This window comes from Bradyrhizobium vignae (assembly GCF_004114425.1).
Taxonomy (GTDB): domain Bacteria; phylum Pseudomonadota; class Alphaproteobacteria; order Rhizobiales; family Xanthobacteraceae; genus Bradyrhizobium; species Bradyrhizobium vignae.
Map to the genome: position 1 here is coordinate 1 of NZ_RDQF01000047.1, position 23,115 is coordinate 23,115.

Annotated in this window: 20 protein-coding genes and 1 pseudogene; 15 read left to right on the forward strand and 6 right to left on the reverse strand. The window is 63.1% G+C overall.

All coding sequences use genetic code 11. From position 1 onward, the window contains the following. Positions 1 to 171: 171 nt before the first annotated feature. The 7 genes from EAV90_RS29255 (at position 172) to EAV90_RS29285 (ending at position 7,650) form a co-directional block, all read left to right on the forward strand. A complete protein-coding gene (locus EAV90_RS29255; RefSeq protein ID WP_122403013.1) occupies positions 172 to 519 on the forward strand; it encodes a hypothetical protein in 348 nt (115 codons plus the stop codon). A gap of 33 nt (positions 520 to 552) precedes the next feature. Beyond that, a complete protein-coding gene (gene mtnK / locus EAV90_RS29260; RefSeq protein WP_122403014.1) occupies positions 553 to 1,842 on the forward strand; it encodes an S-methyl-5-thioribose kinase in 1,290 nt (429 codons plus the stop codon). A 403-nt stretch (positions 1,843 to 2,245) separates the two neighbouring features. Further along, entirely contained in the window at positions 2,246 to 3,835 is a 1,590-nt protein-coding gene (locus tag EAV90_RS29265) for an ABC transporter substrate-binding protein (RefSeq protein WP_122403015.1), read from the forward strand. A 54-nt stretch (positions 3,836 to 3,889) separates the two neighbouring features. Beyond that, positions 3,890 to 4,813, forward strand: coding sequence for an ABC transporter permease (locus EAV90_RS29270; RefSeq protein WP_122403016.1), 924 nt, complete (start codon positions 3,890 to 3,892; stop codon positions 4,811 to 4,813). After that, a complete protein-coding gene (locus EAV90_RS29275; RefSeq protein ID WP_122403017.1) occupies positions 4,810 to 5,631 on the forward strand; it encodes an ABC transporter permease in 822 nt (273 codons plus the stop codon). The genes EAV90_RS29270 and EAV90_RS29275 overlap by 4 nt, the downstream gene beginning before the upstream one ends. Continuing rightward, on the forward strand, positions 5,628 to 6,608 hold the full coding sequence (locus EAV90_RS29280) for an ABC transporter ATP-binding protein (RefSeq protein ID WP_122403018.1): 981 nt from the start codon (positions 5,628 to 5,630) through the stop codon (positions 6,606 to 6,608). The genes EAV90_RS29275 and EAV90_RS29280 overlap by 4 nt, the downstream gene beginning before the upstream one ends. After that, positions 6,601 to 7,650 (forward strand): ABC transporter ATP-binding protein, encoded by a 1,050-nt coding sequence (locus EAV90_RS29285; protein WP_122403019.1) that lies wholly within the window; start codon positions 6,601 to 6,603, stop codon positions 7,648 to 7,650. Before EAV90_RS29280 ends, EAV90_RS29285 begins: the two co-directional genes overlap by 8 nt. Here the strand turns inward: EAV90_RS29285 and EAV90_RS29290 are convergent. From EAV90_RS29290 to EAV90_RS40225, 3 genes and pseudogenes are all read right to left on the reverse strand, one after another. Then, positions 7,647 to 10,745, reverse strand: a complete 3,099-nt coding sequence (locus tag EAV90_RS29290) for a hypothetical protein (RefSeq protein WP_122403020.1) — start codon at positions 10,743 to 10,745, stop codon at positions 7,647 to 7,649. The genes EAV90_RS29285 and EAV90_RS29290 overlap by 4 nt on opposite strands. 125 nt (positions 10,746 to 10,870) lie before the next feature. Beyond that, positions 10,871 to 11,026 (reverse strand): annotated as a pseudogene (locus tag EAV90_RS29295) (LysR family transcriptional regulator); the annotation flags it as partial. 101 nt (positions 11,027 to 11,127) lie between these two features. After that, complete coding sequence (locus EAV90_RS40225; protein ID WP_174221539.1) at positions 11,128 to 11,460, reverse strand: hypothetical protein; 333 nt, start codon at positions 11,458 to 11,460, stop codon at positions 11,128 to 11,130. On the opposite strand from EAV90_RS40225, the gene EAV90_RS29305 reads away from it, so the two are divergent. Both EAV90_RS29305 and EAV90_RS29310 read left to right on the forward strand, forming a co-directional pair. Next, positions 11,437 to 11,763 carry a RidA family protein gene (locus tag EAV90_RS29305; RefSeq protein ID WP_162500257.1) on the forward strand — a complete coding sequence of 109 codons (327 nt, stop codon included), beginning with the start codon at positions 11,437 to 11,439 and terminating at the stop codon, positions 11,761 to 11,763. The genes EAV90_RS40225 and EAV90_RS29305 overlap by 24 nt on opposite strands. A gap of 47 nt (positions 11,764 to 11,810) precedes the next feature. Beyond that, positions 11,811 to 12,512: an L-2-amino-thiazoline-4-carboxylic acid hydrolase gene (locus tag EAV90_RS29310; RefSeq protein ID WP_122403021.1), complete on the forward strand. Its 702-nt coding sequence runs from the start codon at positions 11,811 to 11,813 to the stop codon at positions 12,510 to 12,512. Positions 12,513 to 12,904: 392 nt separating this feature from the next. Here EAV90_RS29310 and EAV90_RS29315 read toward each other — a convergent pair whose 3' ends face one another. From EAV90_RS29315 to EAV90_RS29325, 3 genes are read right to left on the reverse strand one after another with little or no spacing between them, the layout of a single operon-like run. Next, positions 12,905 to 13,933, reverse strand: coding sequence for an ABC transporter permease (locus tag EAV90_RS29315; protein ID WP_122403022.1), 1,029 nt, complete (start codon positions 13,931 to 13,933; stop codon positions 12,905 to 12,907). Positions 13,934 to 13,945: 12 nt separating this feature from the next. Then, positions 13,946 to 15,448 (reverse strand): sugar ABC transporter ATP-binding protein, encoded by a 1,503-nt coding sequence (locus EAV90_RS29320; RefSeq protein ID WP_122403023.1) that lies wholly within the window; start codon positions 15,446 to 15,448, stop codon positions 13,946 to 13,948. A 20-nt stretch (positions 15,449 to 15,468) separates the two neighbouring features. After that, the gene (locus tag EAV90_RS29325) at positions 15,469 to 16,491 is read right to left on the reverse strand and encodes a sugar ABC transporter substrate-binding protein (protein WP_162500258.1); all 1,023 of its coding nucleotides are present in this window, start codon (positions 16,489 to 16,491) and stop codon (positions 15,469 to 15,471) included. A gap of 726 nt (positions 16,492 to 17,217) precedes the next feature. On the opposite strand from EAV90_RS29325, the gene EAV90_RS29330 reads away from it, so the two are divergent. From EAV90_RS29330 to EAV90_RS29355, 6 genes are all read left to right on the forward strand, one after another. Next, on the forward strand, positions 17,218 to 17,592 hold the full coding sequence (locus EAV90_RS29330) for a DUF2946 domain-containing protein (protein ID WP_122403025.1): 375 nt from the start codon (positions 17,218 to 17,220) through the stop codon (positions 17,590 to 17,592). Between the two features lie 92 nt (positions 17,593 to 17,684). Next, positions 17,685 to 19,901, forward strand: coding sequence for a TonB-dependent receptor family protein (locus EAV90_RS29335; protein ID WP_129145479.1), 2,217 nt, complete (start codon positions 17,685 to 17,687; stop codon positions 19,899 to 19,901). Positions 19,902 to 19,983: 82 nt separating this feature from the next. Beyond that, positions 19,984 to 20,514, forward strand: coding sequence for a copper chaperone PCu(A)C (locus tag EAV90_RS29340; protein WP_122406640.1), 531 nt, complete (start codon positions 19,984 to 19,986; stop codon positions 20,512 to 20,514). A 20-nt stretch (positions 20,515 to 20,534) separates the two neighbouring features. After that, positions 20,535 to 20,948, forward strand: coding sequence for an alkaline phosphatase D family protein (locus EAV90_RS29345; protein WP_244607988.1), 414 nt, complete (start codon positions 20,535 to 20,537; stop codon positions 20,946 to 20,948). Positions 20,949 to 20,968: 20 nt separating this feature from the next. Then, on the forward strand, positions 20,969 to 21,487 hold the full coding sequence (locus EAV90_RS29350; RefSeq protein WP_122406641.1) for a YcnI family copper-binding membrane protein: 519 nt from the start codon (positions 20,969 to 20,971) through the stop codon (positions 21,485 to 21,487). Continuing rightward, complete coding sequence (locus EAV90_RS29355) at positions 21,487 to 23,043, forward strand: copper resistance CopC/CopD family protein (RefSeq protein WP_122403028.1); 1,557 nt, start codon at positions 21,487 to 21,489, stop codon at positions 23,041 to 23,043. Before EAV90_RS29350 ends, EAV90_RS29355 begins: the two co-directional genes overlap by 1 nt. Positions 23,044 to 23,115 lie beyond the last annotated feature (72 nt).

A 23,115-nucleotide genomic window follows, 5' to 3' on the forward strand; every position in this document is an offset into this window, starting at 1 on the left:
GTACCTCGTCTACTACAACAACCACAGACCCCATCAGGCCTTGGCAGGACAAACTCCCAAGGCTTTCGCCGCTTCCAAGACCACCGCGATCCAATCAGCGAATTATTGAACATCGACAGCAATGACGCCGGAGATAGTTTGCATATTGAAACACAATTGAGGGGGTAACGAATGACTTTTCAGAGGATCGTCGTCGCGCTTCTGGTGCTGATCGTCGCCGGTCTTGGTGCCATCGGCTATGTCGAATGGAAGATGGCGGTGCAGGTGCGCACCCTGAAGGCGTTCGTCGAGGGCTATGTCTTCAACGAGGCCGTGCTGGCCTGCGAGCAGGCCAAGAGCTCGACCCCGTTCAAATGGAACGGGGGCAAGAGCACCTCGGTGATCGGCCTGAACTCGGTCAAAACAGACAAATACACCGTCAGCGCCAGCTACACGCTGGTGGCGGACCTCGTTTATTGTGATTACGATCCGATCAAAAGAAAGGCCGAGATCGGCTCGAGCTTCCTGGAGCGGGAGTAACGATCCGGCCTACACAAATGGGGTGGGATCGTCATGACCGGGGACCGGGCAGGAGACTATCGGATTCTGCATGAGGCGGCCTTGCGGGATTATCTCGCGGCCCTTCCGGACCTGAAGGTGCGGCTTGGCGGCGATCCCGTATCCTGGGCGATCACCGAGGTCGGCGACGGCAATCTCAACCTCGTCTTCATCGTCAAGGGCGCCCGTGGCGGCATCGCCGTGAAGCAGGCGCTGCCTTACGTTCGCCTCGTCGGCGAGAGTTGGCCGCTGCCGCTGTCGCGGGCCCATTACGAATATCTCGCTCTGTCACGGCAGGCCGAGCTCGCACCCGGCCTGGTGCCGGCCCTGCTGCATCACAACGAAAAGCTGGCGCTGACGGTGATGGAGCTGCTCGAGCCCCACATCATCATGCGCAAGGGCCTGGTCGCGGGAACCAAATATCCGCGCTTCGCGGACGACATCACCACCTTCATGGCGCGCACCTTGTTCTTCACCTCCGACCTCGCGCTCTCCGCGGCGGAGAAGAAGCAGGGCATAGCCGCCTTCGCCGGCAACCACGCACTCTGCAAGATCACGGAGGATCTGATCTTCACCGATCCCTACCGCATCGCCGAACAGAACCGTTGGACGGTGCCATATCTCGACGGCGTCGCCGCCGATCTGCGCGACGACATGGACCTGCACATCGCGATCTCCCGGCTGAAGTTGAAATTCATGGCGAGCCCCGAGGCGCTGATCCATGGCGACCTCCACACGGGCTCGATCATGGTCACGGACAGCCAGACGCGGGTGATCGACCCTGAATTCGCATTCTACGGTCCGATGGGGTTCGACGCGGGCGCCGTGCTTGCCAACCTCTTGATGGCCTATTTCGCCTCCGCCGGCCACGAGGGCGCGCCGGGCGACCGGGCCGCATTCGAGGCCTGGGTGTTGGAGACGGTCGAAAACGTGTGGACCGGGTTCGCCGGCAAATTCCTCGATCTCTGGCGCGGCAGCGCGGCCGGTGACGCCTATCCGGTGTCACTCTTCGGCGGCGAGAAGGGCACGGCGCGCCTGGAGGCCGAGCGGCAGGCCTACATGCAGCGCCTGTTCGCCGATACGGTCGGCTTCGCCGCTGCCAAGATCATCCGCCGCATCTTCGGCCTCGCCCACAACATCGATTTCGAGCTGATCGAGGACTTGCGCATGCGGGCGACCACCGAGGCACGCGCCGTGCGGCTGGCGCGCACGATGATGGTGGAGACGGGGGCATTTCGGACGGTCACCGACGTGACGGGCGCCGCGCGGAAACTGCGGAACTGGATGCCGGAGCTGTCCGGCTGAGAGAGCCGCATGGTGAGGAGCCGGAGCCGCCCCACGCTCCGTCATTGCTGTCGATGTTTTGCGAGCGCAGCGAAGCATCCAGAATCTTTCCGCGGAGCCAGACTGGATTTGCTTCGCTGCGCTCGCAATGACGAGGTGAGAGATCGTCGCGGGAACGTCAATAAAGCCGGCGCCCAGTCCCTCCGTCGTTCGCGTTGATCACGAAAAATGTTCACCGATCCCGGCCGTTCAATGACGCACCGCGTCAAATCGGCTTGGGGCATGCAACCAGTCCCCCGAAGGGTCTCGGTCGAAGGACTGCCTCGGAAACCGGCATCGGTTGCCATCAAATCGAAGCTTGCTTTCGACGGGCGACGAATGATCAAATCTCTTGTCGGAATACGCCTGCGCTGTTGGGGGACACATGATGTTCAGGATGATTGCGGTCGTCGCGGGGATGGGGCTGGCGCTCGCTGCTACGGCGGAGGCCGAGACGCCGCGCAAGGGCGGAACCATCCGGATGACTGCGCCCTATGGCTCGAGCTTCACAAGTCTCGACATTCACACCACGCAACGCGCCCAGGACGAGATCTACGCCAAGGCGCTGCACCGCTCGCTCTACATCTGGGATTCCGCGCAAGGAAAGCCGGTCCTGGAACTCGCCAAGGAGGATGTGGTCTCGGGCGGAGGTCTCGTGCACACCTTCAAGCTGCGCGACGATGCCTACTTCCACAATGGCCGAAAGATGACCGCCGACGACGTCATCTGGTCCTATAACCGCATCATGGACGGCAGCAAGGCCTATCCCGGCGCTCGCTTTGTCCGCGTGATCGAGGGCGCGGCCGCGGTGGAGAAGGGCCAGGCCAAGGAAATCTCCGGCCTGAAGAAGATCGACGACTTCACCATCGAGATGAAGCTGACCGACAAGGTCGATCCCGGCTTTTATTTCTTCACCGCGCTGACCTCGATCTATCCGGCCGACGAAGGCGCCAAGGAGAGCTTCATCCAGAAGCCGATCGGTCTCGGGCCTTTCAAATTCGTCGAGCACGTGCCGGGATCGCGCATCGTCCTGGAGCGCTGGGACCGCTTCTACAAGCCCGGCAAGCCCTATGCCGACAAGGTCATCGTGTCGATCATGGCCGAGGCCGCCGCGCGCGATGTCGCCTTCCGCAACAAGGAGATCGACACCTCGGTGCTGGGACCGGCGCAGTACGTCGCCTACCAGTCCGACGCCAACCTCAAGGGTACCATCGTCGATGTCGCGGAGGTCTTCACGCGCTACATGGGGATGAACACCGCCTTCAAACCGTTTGCCGACAAACGCGTCCGGCAGGCGATCAACTACGCGATCGATACCGACTTGATCATCAACAAGCTGGTCAAAGGCAAGGCCTACCGCGCCACCAGCTGGCTGCCGCTGACCTCGCCGGCCTACGACAAGTCCATGAAGCCGTATCCCTATGATCCCGCCAAGGCCAAGCAACTGCTCACCGAGGCCGGCTACGCATCCGGCTTCGAGTTCGAATGGACCACCAGCCAGAACGAAAGCTGGGGCCTGCCGATCGTCTCGGCCGTCATTCCAATGCTGGACAAGGTCGGCATCAAGGCCAAGGTCAAGCAGGTCGAGACCGCGGTGCTGGCGGAGGTGGTTCGCACCGGCGACTACCAGGCCTTCATCTATTCCCAGCAGAGCGGCCCGGATCCGCTGGCCGCACTCAAATGCTTCCACTCGTCGACGCCGCAACCGGCCTGCAACTACATGAACTTCAAGAATGCCGAATTCGACAAGATCCTCGACGAGGCCGGGCAGGCCGATGACGCTGCGAAGCGCACCCAGCTGCTGCAAAAGGCCAATGCACTGCTCTACGACGAGGCGCCGGTCTGGTTCTTCAACTACAACAAGGCGGTCATGGCCGTGCAGCCATGGCTCCACGGAATTCAGCAGAACCCGACGGAGCTGACCCACCAGAACGTGGAGGAGCTCTGGGTCGACGAGACCTCGCCCGCGAAGTGACACGCGCGCTCCCCCCATCGTGACAGACAATGGAGGGAGCGAGGAAAAGTGCCGATGCTCTCGTTCCTGATCCGTCGCCTGCTGCAGACCATTCCGACCGTGCTCGCCGTCGTGCTGCTGGTGTTCGTGCTGTTCAGTGTCGTTCCAGGCAGCATCGCCTCGACCATGAGCGACGACAGCGACCCGCAGGTCGAGCTGCGCATGAAGAAGCAGCTCGGCCTCGACCAGCCCGTCTACATGCGCTTCGGCGCCTATGTCGCGAGGCTCGCGACCGGTGATTTGGGGGCGTCGTTCCGGACCCGCGAGCCGGTGACGACCATGATCGCCAAGCGGGCATGGCCGACGCTGCAGCTGATCTTCGCCTCCATGGCATTTGCGGTTCTGCTCGGCGTCCCGCTCGGCTTCGTCGCGGCGTTGCGGCCGGGCAGCCTCGTCGACACCGTCTCGATGGTCCTGGCGGTATCGGGCCTGTCTTTGGCCAAGTTCTGGCTCGGACTGCTCTTGATGTACCTGTTCGCGTTGAGGCTCGGCTGGCTGCCGAGTTTCGGCTATGGCGATGGCGGCCTCAAATATCTGATCCTGCCGGCCGTGACGCTCGGCGTCTCGCCGATGGCGCTGCTGGCGCGGACAACGCGCGCCGCGGTCCTCGAGATCATGACCGCGGACTTCGTCCGCACGGCGCGCTCGAAGGGCATGAGCGAAACCAGGGTCGTGAAATGGCACGTGATGCGCAATGCGCTCGTCCTCATTCTCACGACCATGGGCCTGCAGTTCGGCGCGCTGATGGGGCAGGCGGTCGTGGTCGAGAAGCTGTTCTCCTGGCCGGGGATCGGCTCGCTGCTCGTGGACAGCGTCCTGCAGCGCGACATTCCCGCCGTCCAGGGTTCCATTCTCGTGGTGGTGCTGTTCTTTCTCGCGATCAATCTCTTGATCGATGTGCTCTACGGCGTGATCGATCCCAGGATCAGATACGCATGAAGCTCCGCGCCAATCTCGTCATCGGGGGCGCGTTATTCGCGCTTGCGATCCTGGTGGGCTTGCTCGCGCCCTGGCTGGCGCATACGGACCCCGTCATGGATGCCAACCTCTTGAATGCGGAGGAGCCTCCGAGCTGGACCTGGTGGTTCGGGACCGACGGACAGGGCCGCGACATCTATTCCCGCGTCGTCTACGGCGCCCGCATCTCGCTGACGGTCGGCATCGTCTCGCAGCTCATCAACAGCGTCATCGGCGTGGGGCTTGGTCTGAGCGCCGGCTATTTTGGCGGCTGGTGGGACGATGTCGTCAACGCCCTGACCAATCTCATGCTCGCGATCCCCTCGTTGATCTTTGCGCTCGCCATCATGGCGGTGCTCGGTCCCGGCCTGACCAGCCTCTTGATCGCGCTCGGGCTGACCAACTGGTCCTTCACCTGCCGGCTCGCACGCGCATCGGCGCTGTCGCTGCGGAACCAGGGCTACGTTCAGGCCGCAACCGTGCTCGGTTATGGCGATCTGCGCATCATGATCACGCAGCTCTTGCCGAACATGTTAGGGCCGATCGTCGTGATCGGCACGCTCGGCATGGGCAGCGCCGTTCTCTCCGAAGCCGCATTGTCGTTCCTGGGGCTCGGCGTCCGTCCGCCCTTTCCGAGCTGGGGCAGCATGTTGTCCGAGGCCCGCGACCAGATCACGACGGCGCCGTGGCTCTCGGTTTTTCCCGGCCTTGCCATCTTCCTGACCGTGCTCGGCCTCAACCTGCTCGGCGATGGCCTGCGCGACATCCTCGATCCCCAATCGCGGAGCCGGCGAACATGACAGGGGCGCCGCTGATCGAGGTCGAGGATCTCCGCATCGATCTCGATGATGGATCGAGGCGCGTTGCGGCGGCCGAAGGCATTTCGTTCCGGATCGATCGGGGCGAGACATTCGGCCTTGTCGGCGAATCCGGCTGCGGCAAGAGCATCACGGCGCTCGCCTTGATCGGCCTGCTGCGGTCGCCGCTGTCGATCGGCGGTGGCGCCATCCGGTTCGAGGGGCGGGAGATCCAGAACCTCTCAGCCGCCAGGCAGCGGCAGCTGCGCGGCAACCGCATCGCCATGATCTTTCAGGAGCCCATGACGGCGCTGAACCCGGTCTCGCCGGTCGGACGGCAGATCGCCGAGATGTTCGTGCTGCACAAGGGCAAGAGCTGGCGGGAAGCCAACCAGCTGGCGGTCGAGTCGCTCGCGAGCGTGCGCGTCCCCGCGCCGGAGCGGCGCGTGAAGGATTACCCGCATCAGCTTTCGGGCGGCATGCGCCAGCGCGTGATGATCGCCATCGCACTCGCCTGCGGTCCGGACCTCCTGATCGCCGACGAACCGACCACCGCGCTCGACGTTACCGTGCAGGCCGAGATCATCGAGCTGATGCGAAACCTATGCGCCGAGCGCGGAACGGCGATCCTGATGATCAGCCACGATCTCGGCCTCGTCGCCAATGTCTGCCGCCGCGTCGCCGTGATGTATGCCGGCCGCATCGTCGAGGAGCGCAGCTCGGCGGATATCTTCCGCGCGCCCTCCCATCCCTACACGCAGGGCCTCGTCGACTCCCTGCCGCGGCTGGGCAGCCGCGCCGCGCTCGGCCGCAGCAGGCTCAAGGAGATCGCGGGCGTCGTCCCGGCGATCACGAATTTCCCGGATGGCTGCCGGTTCAATCCCCGTTGTGCGCAGGCGACCGATATTTGTCGGACAGCCGCGCCCAAGACGGATTTGCTGGAGGCAGGCGGCTTGGTCAGGTGTCATCACCATGCATGAGCCGCAGAACATGCTGGGCGAAGCCAGGCGGGACGACGATCTCATTCTCACCATCGAGGATCTCGCGGTTCATTTCCCGCTGGGAGGTGGCCTGCTGGGCCGCGGCCGGCGGCTGCTGCGTGCGGTTGACGGTGTCGATCTCGAATTGAAGCGCGGCGAATGCCTCGGCCTCGTCGGCGAGTCCGGATCCGGCAAGTCGACGGTCGCGCTCTCGATCCTCGGTCTGCTGACGCCGACGCGCGGTCGCATCGTGTTGGACGGGCAGGTCGTGACCAACAGGCAATCCGGCGATCGAAAGGCGCTGGCCCGCATCGTGCAGATGGTGTTTCAGGATCCCTACGCCTCGCTCAATCCGCGCCAGACCGTTCGTCGCACGCTCGAAGATCCCCTGCGCGTGCACGGCGTGACCGCGAAAAGCGAGATCGAGGACCGCGTCGCGACGATGCTGAAACATGTCGGCCTGCGCCCCGAGCAGGCCGATCGCTATCCGCACGAATTCTCCGGCGGCCAGCGCCAGCGCATCGGCATCGCGCGCGCGCTGATCCTCAATCCGAAGATCGTCATCTGCGACGAGCCGGTCTCGGCGCTCGACGTCTCGATCCGAGCCCAGATCATCAATCTGCTCTTGGAATTGAAGGACACGCTCGGCCTGTCCTACATCATGATCAGCCATGATCTCGGCGTCGTCGAGCACATGAGCGACCGCGTCGCCGTGATGTATCTCGGCCGCATCGTCGAGAACGGCCACTGGCGCGAGATCTTCGAACGTCCCGCGCACCCCTACACGCAAGCCCTGATCGCCGCGATCCCCGATCCCTTGCGCCATGCGCCGCTGGTGACGACAGGCGGCGACTTGCCCAACCCGCTCAATCCACCGAACGGCTGCGCCTTCAGCCCCCGCTGCCGGTATGCGGAGGCGGTGTGCCGGAATGAGCCGGGGCCGTCGCTGGAGACGCGGGCGGATGGGCACGCGGTGCGGTGCTGGCGAAGCGAGGAGATTGCGGGGGAGCCGATGTCAAGTGAGCGGAAGTCGCAAATTTAATCCTCGAACCGGCCGCCCCGTGCCCGGCTCTCCGCGGCTTCGTTCCTACGCTCTTTGGTGATCCATTCCTGAAGGTCAGCCTTGGCCTTGTCGAGAGCATTGGCAAGTTCTGGTGTGTGGTCGCCCGGAAGCTGTTCAAGCAGTTTCAAGCGTTCTTCCAGCTTCGTCGCGAGCGACCCGCTCCAGCTCCACGGACGTAAGCGCCGCACGATCTCATTCAATACGGCATGAGGATCGGGGGCCTTGTTCAGCAACTTCGATGCCAAGGGAAGCCACTCATGCGGTTCGTTGTTCGCAGGACGCTTGAACAGGCCTACCGATGCCGCCATGAGAGGATAGCGAACGGCGGGATCAGCATCGCACCACGCTAGAAGTACATCATCCGGCACGACGCCCAGCGGGTTTTTGTGAAAGCGCTGGAAATCGACAAAGACCTGCACGGCTTTTTGCCGCGCCTTGGCGTCGCCCGAGAAGGCCTCGTCGAGCACGATCTCCGGATGAACGCGAAGCAGGCCCGTTACAAGATCATCCTGCGTGTACGCGTGAATATCGTAGCGGCCCACCGCGATCATCAATTTTCGGATGATGCGCCGGACGATTGGGATGCCCTCTTCCCCCGCCAGAGATACCTTTGCGATGCTTCCCAACTCGCGATCTTCCCGATCCGACCGAGCATCCTTTGCATGGAATTCAAAAGCATCGAGGAGAACGCGCCCCGCCTCGGCAACCTCGGGCACCGGGTCCTTCTTGTCGATTCCATTTGAAACTAGGCGCATTGACAGGACTTCCAACGCGACCGTCAGGCCGCCGGGCTTGCTCGCGATCGCAAGGAGAACGTCTCGGAACTGCGGTCCCGGAATCTCATCGCTCGCGCGGCCATAGCCCAGCGCGAAATATTGTGTGATGTCGGCTTTGCCGAGTTCGAGGGCTCGGTGCAGGCGCTGGACGCCTTTCTCATCCACAATGATCCGCGCTTGAAGGTGCGGAAAATACACCCCAACCGATGGGTGTTCGACGGCCTCGTCCAACATTTTGTCGGCCAACAAGGCATTCCGCTTTTGCAGACCCGTCAAGAATCCGCCCATCAGCCCTGTGTCGGGCTTATCCGTTACCGAGAATTCGGTCATGAAGGCCTGCCAAATCTCGTAGGGCTTCTCTGTGGTGCTTCCGAGGCCGGCGCCGAACAGAGGGACGCGAGAACCGCCACGCACGAGGCCCGGCAGCAGCGTTTTGAATGCCTCGTCGTCGTTCGCAACATCCTTTCCGAGACTCTCGACTGTCTGATTCATGCGCACCATCGCGTCCTCGTAGTCGTCGTTTTCGACCTCGTCGAGATCATCCAGATCGATGTTGCGCCCTGATCCCAGGACCACGCCCTTCACCTTGTCGACGAGATCCTTGGGACGAAGAAATTCCTCTAATGCCAATAGCCGCTCGCGTATTTCGGCAGGCATGTGTTCGCCATCAAAAATTCGCGTTTGACGCACGGCTACCCAACCTTCGCGCCAGAATCCTTTGCTTGCGATTTGCCTCATTAGCGCTTCCAAAGCATCCACTTGGCCAGCGTTGGACCAGAGGCCCCGGAATTCATGAGCGATGGCAGTGCGTACACCGGGCGCAACAGGGGCGTCGGATAGGGCAAGGGGCGAGATCAGGTGCAGCACTGCGTCGAACCAATCCTGCACATCCTGGCCTGTTGGCGGATAGTAGCCGTAGTCACGCGAACGCGCGCCGAATTCAAAGCCATGGGCCGAGGAGAAATGGTCGGTCTTCAGGACGGCGTCGAGGGATTTCAACCCCAGCGCTCTACACCCGGGCTCGTCCGACTTTAGCAAACCTTCCAGAATCTTGAGCCGCATGATGATTGGCGCATGCGTGCCGGACAGAACAATGTAGAACAGCGACGGCACGATACCCACGGCGCCACTGTCGTCATCGCCTTTTGCCGCCAGGGCGATCTTGATCAGCAAAGCGATCGCCCGCTTGAAGTGTTCCGGCTCATAGGCAAGCGAGCGAAGCAGCCGCACGACATGCGTGGTCTTGGCCAGCGTAGGCTCGTCGGCGTCTTTCAAGGCCTGCTCGATGGCTGCGAGGGTCTCATCCGGCATGACAGGCGCGACATTTGCCAACATCGTTCGTTCGTCTTCGCCGAGATTGGGGGTGTCCGCGAGCATCCCTCCCGGGGCGAGCCAGGCCTGAACGATAGAACGGGCCTCCTTGCTGCCGTCGAGATATCCAAGCCTTCGCGAGAACGAGCGCCTAAGGCGCAGAGGCGCATCGGTCACCAGCGTCTTCACAATCGTCGCCGCGGGAATGTTCTGCAAGGCGAGCGCAGCAAGGCGATTGGCAATTGCGTGCGGCAGTACCGCGCACCATTCCGCGCGTTCCTGCAACAGATCGCGTCGTTTCAGCTCGGCGACTGCGGCGTAAACCTCCGATACGGGCTTGCCGATGAGCCCTGCAAGAATGGGCAGCTCGGCACCTTCGCCTTCTGTTTTGACACCTTCGAAGGAGTAGACCAGCGAGCACGCCTGGGCGATCAAGAGCAAATCGGGGTCGTGTTCATGCCGCTGCTGAAAGAGCCGCTTGAACAGATCCGCATCGCTGAGCTTACTGATGGAATCATTTTTCCCAACTGTGGCGGCCAATGCGAGTGCCACGCGCGCGTTGCCGCCCGAAAACTGCGCTATGGTTCCTGCGTCGATTTGTGAGACCTGAGGATAGCGCCGTGCGACCAGCTTCTCGATAAGGGGAAGAGAGGACGTATCCAGTGCGAAGACATCCGTGCCCTCGGGTTGATCATCACGGATATCGTACTCGACCGTGATCACGCTGATGGTCGAGTTCGCCTCGCGCGCCACCTTCGCCAACTCACCATGAAGCTCGAAGGGGCAATTGTCGATCACGAGGATACCACGCCTGCGCGCCGCAATCAGATCGGAGGCAAGACCGATGGGTGCAGGGTTAGGGTCTTCGGCTACATTCGTGTAGTAGGCCAGTGAAGGATCAAGCCCTCCATTGCCGACCTTGTCGTCGAACAGCGCTTCACAAAGCCGGGTTTTGCCCACACCCGAAAGGCCAACGAGCCGGACCACCTGTCTCGGCTGACGCAGAATGTTACGAATACGGTTGATGCCGTCGACCGCGCTCAGTCCTTCGCCCTCCTTTTCATCGCCGGTCTTGATACGGGCTTCGGCATCGAACAGATATGAATCATCGGTTCCGCATGTGCGCTGCGAAACTGCGCAAGCTCGAGGCGGCGCAGGTCGTAGCTGCCATGGGCCCCCAATTGCAGCAGTACCGCGCCTGTCGGCTTCAATTGCGAGGTCGCCTCGGCGATGTGGCGAAAGCCTTCGGAGATTCCGGGCAGATAGGTGCGGAGATCGGTTTGCGCGTGCTGCAGCCCGCCGGCCTGCACGAGCTCGTCGAGGGGAAGGTCGACGTGCTGATCACCCGCGGGGTGAGCCACCATCCGGGCTATCGCTGCGAACGGATCAATGAAGGATCGGGTCCGGGTGATTGGCTGGTTGCGTGGCGCGCGGCGGCCTCGAAGGCGCGGAGCGCGTTGAGCGGGGGAAGGGCGTAGGTCATCGCAACGGCACTTTGACACCGATAGGCCGCGGGCTTGCAATAGATTTCCTTGCGCTGAACCGCAGCAATGATGCTTTGCACAAGGGTGATGCCGCCGGATAGCCTTGACCCGCAAATCCGGAGAAACGCCATGTCGCCACTCACATCGTCAGCCACAATCCCGCAACGGTTCACCCGCCCGCCGGCGGCTACAGCATGGGCCTCGAGCTGAAGCAGCATCGCCGCCTGCTGTTCATCAGCGGCCAGGTGCCTGAAAAGTCCGACGGCACCGTGCCCGACGGCTTCGAGGCGCAATGCGAGCAGGCCTGGCGCAACGTCAGGGAGGTGCTCGCCGCGGCAGGTCTCGGCGTCGAGCACCTGGTCAAGGTCACGACGTTCCTGACGGAACGCAGTCAGCTCGTGATCAACCGCGCCATTCGCCGCGCCATGCTCGGGGAGCACCAGCCGGCACTGACCGTCGTTGTCGTCGAGACCGTCGACAGCAAATGGCTGCTGGAGATCGAAGCGATCGCCGCGGAATGAGGCGGCGCCGTCGATGTTGCAAATGAGCCAATCATATCAGGTGTCCAATGGCCGAGATCCATCCGTTCTACCAGACGCACCGCCAAGCCATGGAAGCCGCCATGCGCGAGCGACTAGACCTTGCCGACGCGATGCTCCGCGAGCGCGCGCAACTCTCAGATATCGACGCAATCAGGCAGGAGGTGATGGACGAATTCGAGATCGTCCTCACCCAGATTCCTTACGTCGGTGGCGCGGCAAGCCGCATGAGTGATTTCTTCATGCGCCTGACCGGCTTCATGGCCATCAGCCGGGTGCTGCGTCGCCACGACGTGCCGGTGCCCGTGATCGGCGAGATCGAGCGGGAAACCTACAAGGCGCAGCTGCTGACGACATCCGAAGCCGAGCGTCTCGCCGCGGGGCGTCAGTTCATGTCACGGGAGAACCAGGCTTTGATGCGCGAGCAGGCGGCAAGAAGCGTTACAAGAGCTCACCAAGCGGAGTTTCCGGACGATTTCGTCTACGATTTCGTTGAGCCGCGTCCCCAGGACAGCTTCGAGTTCGGCATCGATTACAAGGCCTGCGGCTTCTGCAAGCTCGCGGCACGTCATGGCGACAAGGAGATCCTGCCGACCATCTGCGGCCTCGACTTCGTCGCCTACGCCACGCGAGGCATCCGCCTGGAACGGACCCAGACGCTGGCGGGCGGCGCCAGCCACTGCAATTTCCGGTTTTCGCGGTTGTCGCCGGATGCCGAGGCTGGGAGTTAGACCGCACCCGCTGACCCGCGATAGAGCGGAATGGCTTTAGGTCGAGCCGATTGCCACGGGCTCGGTGCAACCTCTCTCGCTTGCGGGAGAGGTCGGCGCAAAGCGCTGGGTGAGGGCTTTCTCCTCTTGGGGATTGTCCCATTTGCGCGATCGAGCCTCATTTCATCGCGCCTTAGGTAGATCCCAGATCGCCGTTCTGCTCGCAACGACGGGGGATGCACCGGCCTTTCGAAGCCGGCTGCCGATGATGACATCATGCCCCTGTTTTGCCCGACGAGTCAAATCGACTTCGCCAAATCGGAAGTTAACGATGCTGCCGGCAAGTCATTGATTTCGCTGGCCCCGGCTACTGTGCATGGGGTTGTTTTCGCAGTTTTTGTTTTTGCGGCCGTCTACTCCGCCGCTTTTTCCCTCAAGCGCTGCGCGTAGACATTGATGACCAGCGCGGCCAAAAGGATCAGGCCGCGGATCAGGATTTTCAGGAAGCTGTCGATGTTGACGTGGTCGAGGCCGTTGTTGAGGACGCCGAGCACGAACAGGCCGACGATGGTGTTGCCGATGCCGCCGCGGCCGCCGAACAGGCTGGTGCCGCCGACGACGACGGCGGCGATGGAGTCGAGCAGGTAGGTGTCGAACTCGTTCTGCTGGGCACTGCCGAAATGGGCAACGCCGAGCATGCCGCCGATACCGGAGCACACCGCCGAGATCACCATCACCGCACCGAGGATGAGCTTGACGTTGAGGCCGGAATACTCGGCCGCCTCGCGGTTGCCGCCGACCATGTAGACGTAGCGGCCGAAGCGCGTGTAGGTCAGCACCAGATGGCCGCCGAGCAGCATGATGGCGGCGACGATGACGATCCAGGGGATGCCGCCGATCGAGCCCGAACCGAGCGTCGTGATCAGGCTCGGCACCTTGTAGGCGATCTGGCCGCGCACCAAGAGCGCGGAGATGCCGGCGGCGATCTGCATCATCGCCAGCGTCATGATGAAGGAGGGGATGCCGATCACGGTCAGCCCCAGCGCATTGACGAGGCCGAGCAGGCCGCAGAGCAGGATCGACAGGATGACCGCGACCGCGCCGGGCAGCGGGATGTTGGCGATGTTGACGTAGGATTCCTGCAGCGTGAAGTAGGCGACCGCAATGCCGGTGACGTTGGCGATGCTGGCGATCGACAGGTCGATTTCGGCGCAGAGGATCACGAAGGTGAGGCCGACGGCGATGATGCCCGTGACCGACACCTGCGTCAGGATATTGCCGAGATTGTCGAGCGTCGCGAAGGAGGGGCTGGCGAAGGCGAAGAAGGCGGAGAGGAAGATCAGCGTCAGGAAAGGCGCGATGTTGCGCATCTGCGAGCGAAGGAAGGGCGCAAGGCCCCGCGCCCGACGAGCTCCCGCAAAAGCCGTCTCACTGCTCGCCATTGTGCGTCTCCGTCACGCCGCCTCCAGCAGGCGGTCCTTGCTGACCGGCTCGTTCCTGAATTCCCGCACCAAGGCGCCGCGCTTGAGCACGAGGATGCGGTCGGCCAGCGACAGCACCGTTTCCGGCTCGGTCGACAGCACGATGATCGCGAGCCCCCTGGCGCGGAGGTCGCGAACGATGTTGATGACGTCGTTCTTGGCGCCGACATCCATGCCGCGGGTCGGCTCGCACAGCACCAGGAGCTTTGGTGGGTAGGTGAGCCATTTCGCCAGCGCGACCTTCTGCTGGTTGCCGCCCGAGAGCATGCCGAGATCGAGGCCGACCACGGGCGGCCGGATCTGCAGCTGATCGACCTGGCGCTTGGCGATGTCGCGCTCCTGCGCCGGCTTGAGCAGCACGGACGAGATGCGGTCGAGAATGCTGATCGAGATGTTCTTGTAGACCGGCTCCTGGTGAAACAGCATGTCGCGCCGGCTCTCCGGCACCAGCGCCACGCCGGCGCGCCGCGCCGCCGCCGTGCTGGCGAAGGTCGTTGGCGCGCCCTCGACGGCGAGCGTGCCGCTGTCCGGCCTCAGCTTGCCGAACAGGATGCGCGACAGCTCCTGCTGGCCGCACCCCATGAAGCCGTAGATGCCGAGCACCTCGCCGGCGCGAGCCTCGAACGAGACGTCCCGAAGGCTGCGGGACAGCGATAGCTGGTCGACCCTAAGAACGACCTTGCTGTCGCTCGGCTGCGGCAGCATCAGATCGTCAGTGTAGCTATGCTCGAGCACCTCGCCGCCGCGGCCGATCATGGCCTCGATCAGCGCGCCCTTGCTGGTCGCAGCGCTCGCGGTCTCCGCCACCTTCCGCCCGTTGCGGAACACGGTCACCGTGTCGGACACGCGCAGGATGTCCTCGATGAAATGCGAGATGAAGACGATTGCAGTGCCTTCCTCGCGCAGCCGCCGGAGCGTTGCGAAGAGCCGCTCGACCTCGGGCGGGGAGAGGGCAGAGGTCGGCTCGTCCAGGATGACGATGCGGGCGCCGGAGAACAGCACGCGGGCGATCTCGATCAGTTGCTGCAGTCCGATCGGGAGATCGCCGAGCCGCGCCATCGGGTCGACGTCGATGCCGAAGCGGGCGAGCTGCTCGCCCGCCTCGCGCGCCATCCGCCGCCACTGCACGAGGCCGAGCGCGTTGGTCGGCTGGTTGCCGAGGAAGACGTTCTCCGCGACCGTGAGGTCGGGCGCAACGCTGAGCTCCTGATGCACCATGGCGATGCCGGCGGCGTGCGCATCCCGCGCCGAGCGGAAATGCATCTCCTGGCCGTCGACCAGGAAGCGGCCGGAGAACTCGGTGTGCACGCCGGCGATGATCTTCATCAGCGTGCTTTTTCCGGCGCCGTTCTCGCCGACGAGACCGTGGATCTCGCCGGGATAAAGCGCGAAGTCGACACCACGAAGCGCTTCGACGCCGCCGAAGCTCTTCGTGATGCCCTGGAGTTCCAGGATAGGCTGTTGTCCCGCAGTCATGAAAGTTCAGATCTGGAGACTCAGATCAGGAAGTGATCCTGCATCCACTGCATCCCGGCGGCGTTGGCCTTGGTCACGACCGGGCCGTCGGTGACGACGTTCTTCGGGATTCCCTGTCCGCTCTTCTCGCCGCCGACCACGGCCGATACGCCTGCAATGATGGCGCCGCCATGGATGCGGCAGGAGGGATTGCGGACGGTCGCGAACATGCGGCCTTCGCTCACCGCCTGGATCGCCGGCGGCATGGCGTCGACGCCGCCGATCAGGATGTTGGTGCGACCGCGCGCCTTCATGATGTTGGCCGCCGCAAGCGCCATGTCGTCATTGTGGAAGAACGCCGCGTCGATCTGCGGATATTTCGTCAGGTACGTTTCCCACAGACGCGCCGTCTTGGAGACGTCCCAGTCGGCCGGCTGCGTGTCGAGCACCTCGATGTTCGGAAATTGCTTCACGACGGAGTTGAAGCCCTTGGCTCTTCCTTGCGCGCCGGTATGTCCGAGCGCGCCCTGGGTCATGATGATCTTGCCCTTGCCGCCCATCGCGTTGCACAGCGCCTGCGTTACCGAGGCGCCCATGAACTCGTTGTCGGGAGCGAGGAAGGAGTGGACGTTGATCTGATCGAGCGGCGCGATCAGCGTGTCCATGTCGATCACGGGCGTGCCGGCGTCGATCATCTTCTGAACCGGCTGGGTCAGGGTGCCGATGCCGAAGGCCTGGATCGCGACGAAGTCCCATTTCTGCGAGGCCATGTTGTCGATCGCGGCGCGCTGCTTGACCGCATCGAGCTGGCCGTCGAACCAGGTCACTTCGACGTTGAACAGCTTGCCCCAGAATTCCGCCGCCTGCTTTCCTTGCGCGCACCAGGTGGCCTGGAGGCCCGCGTTGGAGAAGGCCGCCTTCAGCGGTTTTTCGCTGCGTCCGACTTCGGCCGCAAGTGCGGGGTTTATGCCCAGGCTGCCGAAGAGGGCAGCCCCGGCGCCGGCGGTCGCGGCCGCCTGTAGAAGATCGCGCCTCGTCGTCGAGAAATCTTTCGTCCCGGACATCGCTCGCTCCCATATATTTTGTCGTCGGCGCGTCATTGCTTGCGCGACCGATGTCCGAAAGTCTCTCACAAGAGTTGTTGGCACTCAATCTGCAATCAACCGCGAGACAGGCGTCGCATCAGCCGGGAGTGTCCGCTGCGCGTCAGCGCGAGGTCGAGCATCGCCCGCGCGTCGATCCCTGCGCGAGCGCAATGCCCCGCGCGCAATGCTCGACTACGATGACTGGTCGCTGTGGTCGGAAGGAGCGTTCATCTGCCACGCACGCAAAAAAAAGAGCGGGGCCCTGGCCCCGCTCAAAAATTGTGTCGACCCTATTATCCCCGATTCTAAGATTTGCTCTTGATTGACGGGGCGACGCTGCGTTTTGCGCGCCAGGGGCTCCTCCCGAGACTTGGACCACCAGGCCTCGACCTCACGGTCAGCGCCTGAGCAAGAGGATGCTAGATCAACTTTTCTCACTTGTCATCATTTTCAGCAACGAATGTTCAAAATTCGAGCAGCTGACGAAATGATCGAGCTTTTAGCCATATAACCATATGACAAATATAAGAAATTTGTGGACAGGCGGGGCAGGTCTCCCTGCCTCAAATGCCGGACCGACGGCGGTGGCACACGCCGACCACAGCTTTCGAGAAAGCTGCGCTGGGTCAAGAAGGCGGCGGAACTGACCTCGACTCGGCCCCGGCCGCAGTGTTTAGTTGCCGGTCGAGCGAACGGTTTCGGCGGATGCGCGCACGGCTACAAAAATACTTGCCCTTGGTCCTGCTCGCCCTGGTGATGCAGGTGCTGGCGCCGATTGCCGCCTGCTGGGCGACGGGCGAGGCCGTGTCCGATCCGTTGTCCGCAGCCGTCATCTGCCACAGTGTAGGCGAGCAGGGCGGTCTGAATGATCAGTCGGGCACGCCGACCGCGCATGCCGGCGCTTGTGCGCTGTGCTGCCTGGCGCATGCCGGCGCCTCGCTGGATTCGCCGCCGCAGGTTGCGCTCGCCATTCCCGCCCGCGACGCTGGCCGGGTGGTGTGGCGTCCCGCTGAGGTCCCCGCCGTCGCCCTTCATGAGGGCTCGAGCGGCCAGGCCCGCGCACCGCCTCGAATTTCCTGACGTACTGACGAACTTTGCCCCGGTGCGCTTGTTGGCGCGCGACGGGCATCTTGCAACAGACCGGCTGGTGCGCCGGTATCAGGAATTGGCTCATGCCTTGTTTTCGTTCTCTGCAGAGCGCGCGTGCGCGCGCGATTCTACTTGCCTCCGCATCCATTCTGGCGTTTCCACAGGCTGTGCGGGCGCAGCTGAATCGGCCGGAACTTCCCCCGGTGACGGTTGAAGCGCCTTCTGAAAAGCGCGTGTCAGTGCCGCGTCCAAAACGCGATGCAGTGCGGCCTGAGCGTGTTGCGCGGGACCTGCGCACGACTCCGACTCCGCAGCCGACCGCGAGCGCTCAGGGGACGGGCATTCCAGGCGCCCTGACCGTGCTGACCGCGCAACAAGCGCTCGCGGAAATCAACCAGACGCCGGGCAGTGTGGCGCTCGTATCGGCCGACGCCTACCGCAATTCGACCCCCTCGAACACAATCAAGGACATTCTGGACTACGTGCCCGGCGTGTTCGCCCAGCCCAAATGGGGCGACGACACGCGTCTTTCGATTCGCGGCTCGGGCCTGTCGCGCAATTTCCATCTGCGCGGCGTGCAGCTCTACATGGACGGCATTCCGATCAACACTGCGGACGGCTATGGCGATTTCCAGGAGATTGATCCGACGGCCTACAAATACGTCGAAGTCTACAAAGGCGGGAACGCGCTCCAGTTCGGCGCGAACTCGCTCGGAGGTGCCATCAATTTCGTGACGCCGACGGACCGCGACGCGTTGCCGAATGGCGTGTCGCTCGATGTCGGAGGGTTTGGCTTCAAGCGCCTTCAGGCGAACACAGGAGGCGTGAACGGGCCTTGGGATGGTTTCGTGACCGCTTCGACGCAGTCCGCGGACGGGTTTCGCGATCACAGCTTCGGGTCGAGCAACCGCTTGAGCGGCAATGTCGGCTATCAGTTCTCCCCGGACGTTGAGACGCGGTTTTACCTCAACGCCAATGAGGTGCGGCAACGGATTCCTGGTACTGTGACTAGGACGTCTGCCCTGACCAATCCGGAGGCTGCCGCGCCGGCAAACGTTGCAATGGATCAGCAGCGCAACATCGAGACCGTCAGGCTGGCGAACAAGACGGCGGTGCGGTTCGATGACACCAAAGTTGAATTTGGCGCTTTCGGGGTCGACCGCCATCTGATGCATCCGATTTTCCAGTGGCTGGACTACCGTTACAAGGACTACGGCGGCTTTGTGAAGGTCACAGACGAGCGCACGATCGGAGGCTTCCGCAACAGACTGGTCGCTGGTGTCAACGTATTGAACGGCAGCATCGACAACCAGCAATTCGCCAACATCGCCGGGCAAAAGGGCGCACTGCTGTCGTCGTCGATCGATCGCTCGGAAAATGCCTCCGTCTATATCGAGGACAGCTTCTACTTCCTTCCGAACGTCGCGGTCGTCGGCGGCACGCAGTTTCTGTACGCAACCCGCAATCGGCAGGATCGCTTCCTGAGCGATGGAGATCAATCAGGGGCAACGCGCTTCAATCTATGGTCACCCAAGGGCGGGCTGCTGTGGCAAATCGATCCAGGCTGGCAGGCCTTCGCCAATGTGTCGCGGAGCGCCGAGGTGCCGAGCTTCGGTGAGAGCGCGAACGGTCCCGGCATTCCGACGATTCCGTTCACCAGCATCCGTCCCCAGATCGCGACCACCTACGAAATCGGAACGCGCATGAGGCGGCCGGACTATGCGTGGGAGCTCGCCGCCTATCGCGCCAACATTCGCGACGAGCTCCTATGCCTCTACAGCGCCTTCGGCAATTGCAATGTGACCAACGCAGACCGCTCCATTCATCAGGGCGTCGAGGCGGGGGCGGGGGCCGCAATCTTCCGCGAGATCTTCGTGAGCGGATCTGCGCCGGACAAGATCTGGCTCAACGTCGCCTATACGTTCAATGACTTCCGTTTCGACAACGATCCGACCTTTGGAAACAACAAATTGCCGGGAGCCCCGGCGCACTATTTGCGCGCGGAGCTGCTCTACAAGCACCCGACCGGTCTCTACTTCGGTCCCAATGTCGAATGGGTACCCCAGGCGTATTTCGTCGACAGCATGAACACGCTGACGACGGAGCCCTACGCGCTGCTCGGCGTGAAGGCAGGGTTCGATAATGGCGGCCCGCTGTCCGGCTACATCGAGGGGCGCAATCTCACCAACAAGACCTACATTGCCAGCGCGAGCATCATTGATCGAGCGACGGCAACGTCGCCCTTGTTTGAGCCGGGTACTGGGAGGGCAGTGTACGTCGGAATGAGGTATCGATGGTGAGGCTTGCACGTCACTTGCCGCCGAATCTGCCCTGCGGGAGGCGATCACGAGAGTCCGAACGACTATGAACAAGGGAATCACCATGAAGAAAACGAAGCTTGCTCTTCTCACAATTTCGCTGCTGCTCACTGGTTGTGCCGTTGCATCGGCCGACGACGTCAAGGCCGGCGATCTCGTCATTTCGCAGGCCTGGAGCCGGGCAACGCCGGGCGGCGCCAAGGTTGCGGGCGGCTATCTGATCATCGAGAACAAGGGAACGGCGCCCGACAGGCTGGTCAGCGTTTCCGCGGACATCGCCGGCAAGGCCGAGGTCCACGAGATGGCGATGGACAATGGTGTGATGAAGATGCGGCCGCTCGACAGAGGGCTCGTCATCGACGCCGGCAAGACCGTGAAGCTTGCTCCCGGCGGCAGTCACTTGATGCTCCAGGAGCTGAAAGGCCCGCTCAAGCAGGGCGACAAAGTGCCGGTGACGCTTCAGTTCGAAAAGGCCGGCAAGGTCGCGGTGTCCCTCGACGTGCAGGGCGTCGGCGCTCAGGCCCCCGGCGACGGCGGACATTCCGGTCACATGGAAATGAAGAAGATGCCTGATCATTCCGGAATGAAGATGTGATGCAGAGGATCAAGTCTCCCATGACCACTCGCCGGAATTTTACGGGCCTTGCGCTCGCGATGGTTGCGTTGCTCTCGGTAGCCGCCACGCCGCTTGCAGCGGCGACCGACGACGACAGCTTCTTCACACATCTCCACACCGAGAAGGCGATGGCCAATGTCACGGTATCGCCGGGCCGAGCTGGCCCGGTCGAGATCGTCATCCAGCTCGAAACCACGGACGAGACGCCGCTCTCGGCCGAAGCCGTGTCGGTGACGCTGGTGCATACGCAGACAGGCAGGAAGCTCGCACCCGTGCAGGCGTCTCGCGATAGCGAGGACGGCTGGCACGCGAAGGTCGCGCAATTGACGCCCGGACGCTGGATGCTGGGCCTCGGGATATCGATCTCGAAGGCCGATCATGTCAACGTTGAATCGCCGATCCTGATCAAGTGATCTTCTCGAAGAGGCCGAACATGTCGAAGAGATCCTGTCTGATCCTCGCTGCCACGCTCGCCGCATCGCCGGCGGCGGCGCACGTCACGCTCGAGACGAAGCAGGCGGCCGTCGGCTCGTACTACAAGGCCGTATTCGCCGTGCCGCATGGCTGCGCGGGCTCGCCCACCGTGAAGCTCCGCGTGCAGATCCCGGAAGGGGTGATCGCGGTGAAGCCGATGCCGAAGGCTGGCTGGACTGTCGATGTGCTCGAGGGCAAATATGCCAGCGAGTACGATTTTCACGGCAGCAAGCTCTCCTCCGGCGTCAAGGAGGTGACATGGTCCGGCGGGAAGCTGCCGGACAGGTACTATGACGAGTTCGTCATGCAGACGATGCTGACCGACGTGCTCAAGCCGAACACGATCCTGTATTTCCCCGTCGTGCAGGAATGCGAATCCGGCATTAGCCGCTGGATCGAAATCCCAGCGGAGGGCGCAGCGCATTCGCATGAGAGCAAGTCGCCGGCCCCGGGTGTGAAGCTCATGCCAAAACCCTGATGCGCCTGCTCGCCGCGCTCACGACGCTGCTCCTCGTTGCCGGTTTTGCGACCGGCGCATCGGCCCATGCGGCGCTGATCTCGGTGACGCCCGCAAGCGGCAGCATTCTTGCGAGCGCACCAAAGGCCCTGGAGCTGCGTTTCAACGAAACGGTTACGCCAGGTGCAATCCGGCTGATCGACGGCGCGGGCAGGGCGCGGGACGATGCGCGCGTCAGCGCATCGGGTGAGGCGATCTCGATCGCGATGCCGCCGGACCTGCCGCAGGGCACGGCGGTGGTCAGCTATCGCGTCATTTCGCAGGACGGTCATCCGGTCGCGGGCTCCGTGATCTTCTCGATCGGTACGCCGACGGCGACGCAGCCGCCCGCGAGCGCGGATGCCGGCCTGAAGGTTCTGATCTGGCTGACGCGGATCGGCCTCTATCTCGGGCTTTTCGTCGGCGTCGGCGGCGCGCTCTTTGTGCAATGGATGGCGCGGTCGCTCACGGGCATGGTCGCGCCGGGCGTCGCGCTCGCCATTGGTGTGCCGAGCGCCGTCATTTCACTCGGTGCGCTGGGCCTCGATCTGCTCGGATTGCCGCTCCCGGCGGTTGCGACGACTGCTCCCTGGAAGGTCGCGTTCGCGACCAGCGCGGGTCCGGCCATGCTGGTGGCGATCGCCGCGATGCTGTTTGCATTGATGGCCCTGCGCAACGCCGGTTATGCGCGCTCACTTGCGATCCTCGCATTCATCGGCGTCGGCTTGTCGCTCGCGATGACCGGACACGCCGCAACCGCGCCGCCGGAAATGTTGATGCGTCCGGCGATCTTCCTCCACGGCGTCGGCGTCGCGTTCTGGATCGGCGCGCTGGCGCCGCTCGCAGCGCTTGTGTCGATGTCGCCGGACAAGGCCTTGCCGATCGTGAACCGCTTCTCCCGGATCGCCGTGCCGATGGTCGGCCTCCTCGCATTGAGCGGCCTTGCGCTCGCGATCGTCCAGCTCGAAAAGCCCGCGGCGCTGATCGAGACCTGGTACGGTCTCGTTCTTCTCGCCAAGCTCGCACTGGTGCTCCTGCTGGTCACACTCGCAGCGCTCAACCGCTTCTGTTTCACCCCGGCGCTGGAGAGAGGGCGCGCAGCCGCCCTCAAGCGCTCGATCGTGTTCGAAGGCGCGATCGCTGTTGCCATCTTCGCCCTCGTCGCCGGCTGGCGCTTCACGCCGCCGCCTCGGACCCTTGTTCCCGAGACGCCCTTGGCGATCCACATCCATACCGACAAGGCGATGTTCCAGGTGCTGGTCTCGCCCGGCAAGGCGGGGATCGACGATTTCGTGCTCCAGCTCATGACCGGCGGGGGCACGCTGCTGGAGGCCAAGGAGGTGACACTCACTCTGAGCCTGCCCGAGCGCGGCATCGAGCCGATGGAGCAGGGTGCCTCGCTCGGGCCGGACCACTACTGGCATGTCCGCAAGGTAGAGCTTCCTTTCGCCGGACGCTGGCGCGTGCGGATCGATGCGCTTGTGACTGATTTCGAGAAGATCACGCTGGAGGACGAGCTCGAGCTGGCGCCGCCCTAAGCTTGCCGAGTTTGCGGCGCATGCTGAACTTCGAGCTGAACCTGAAGTCGACGGAAAAATGACAAGGAATTT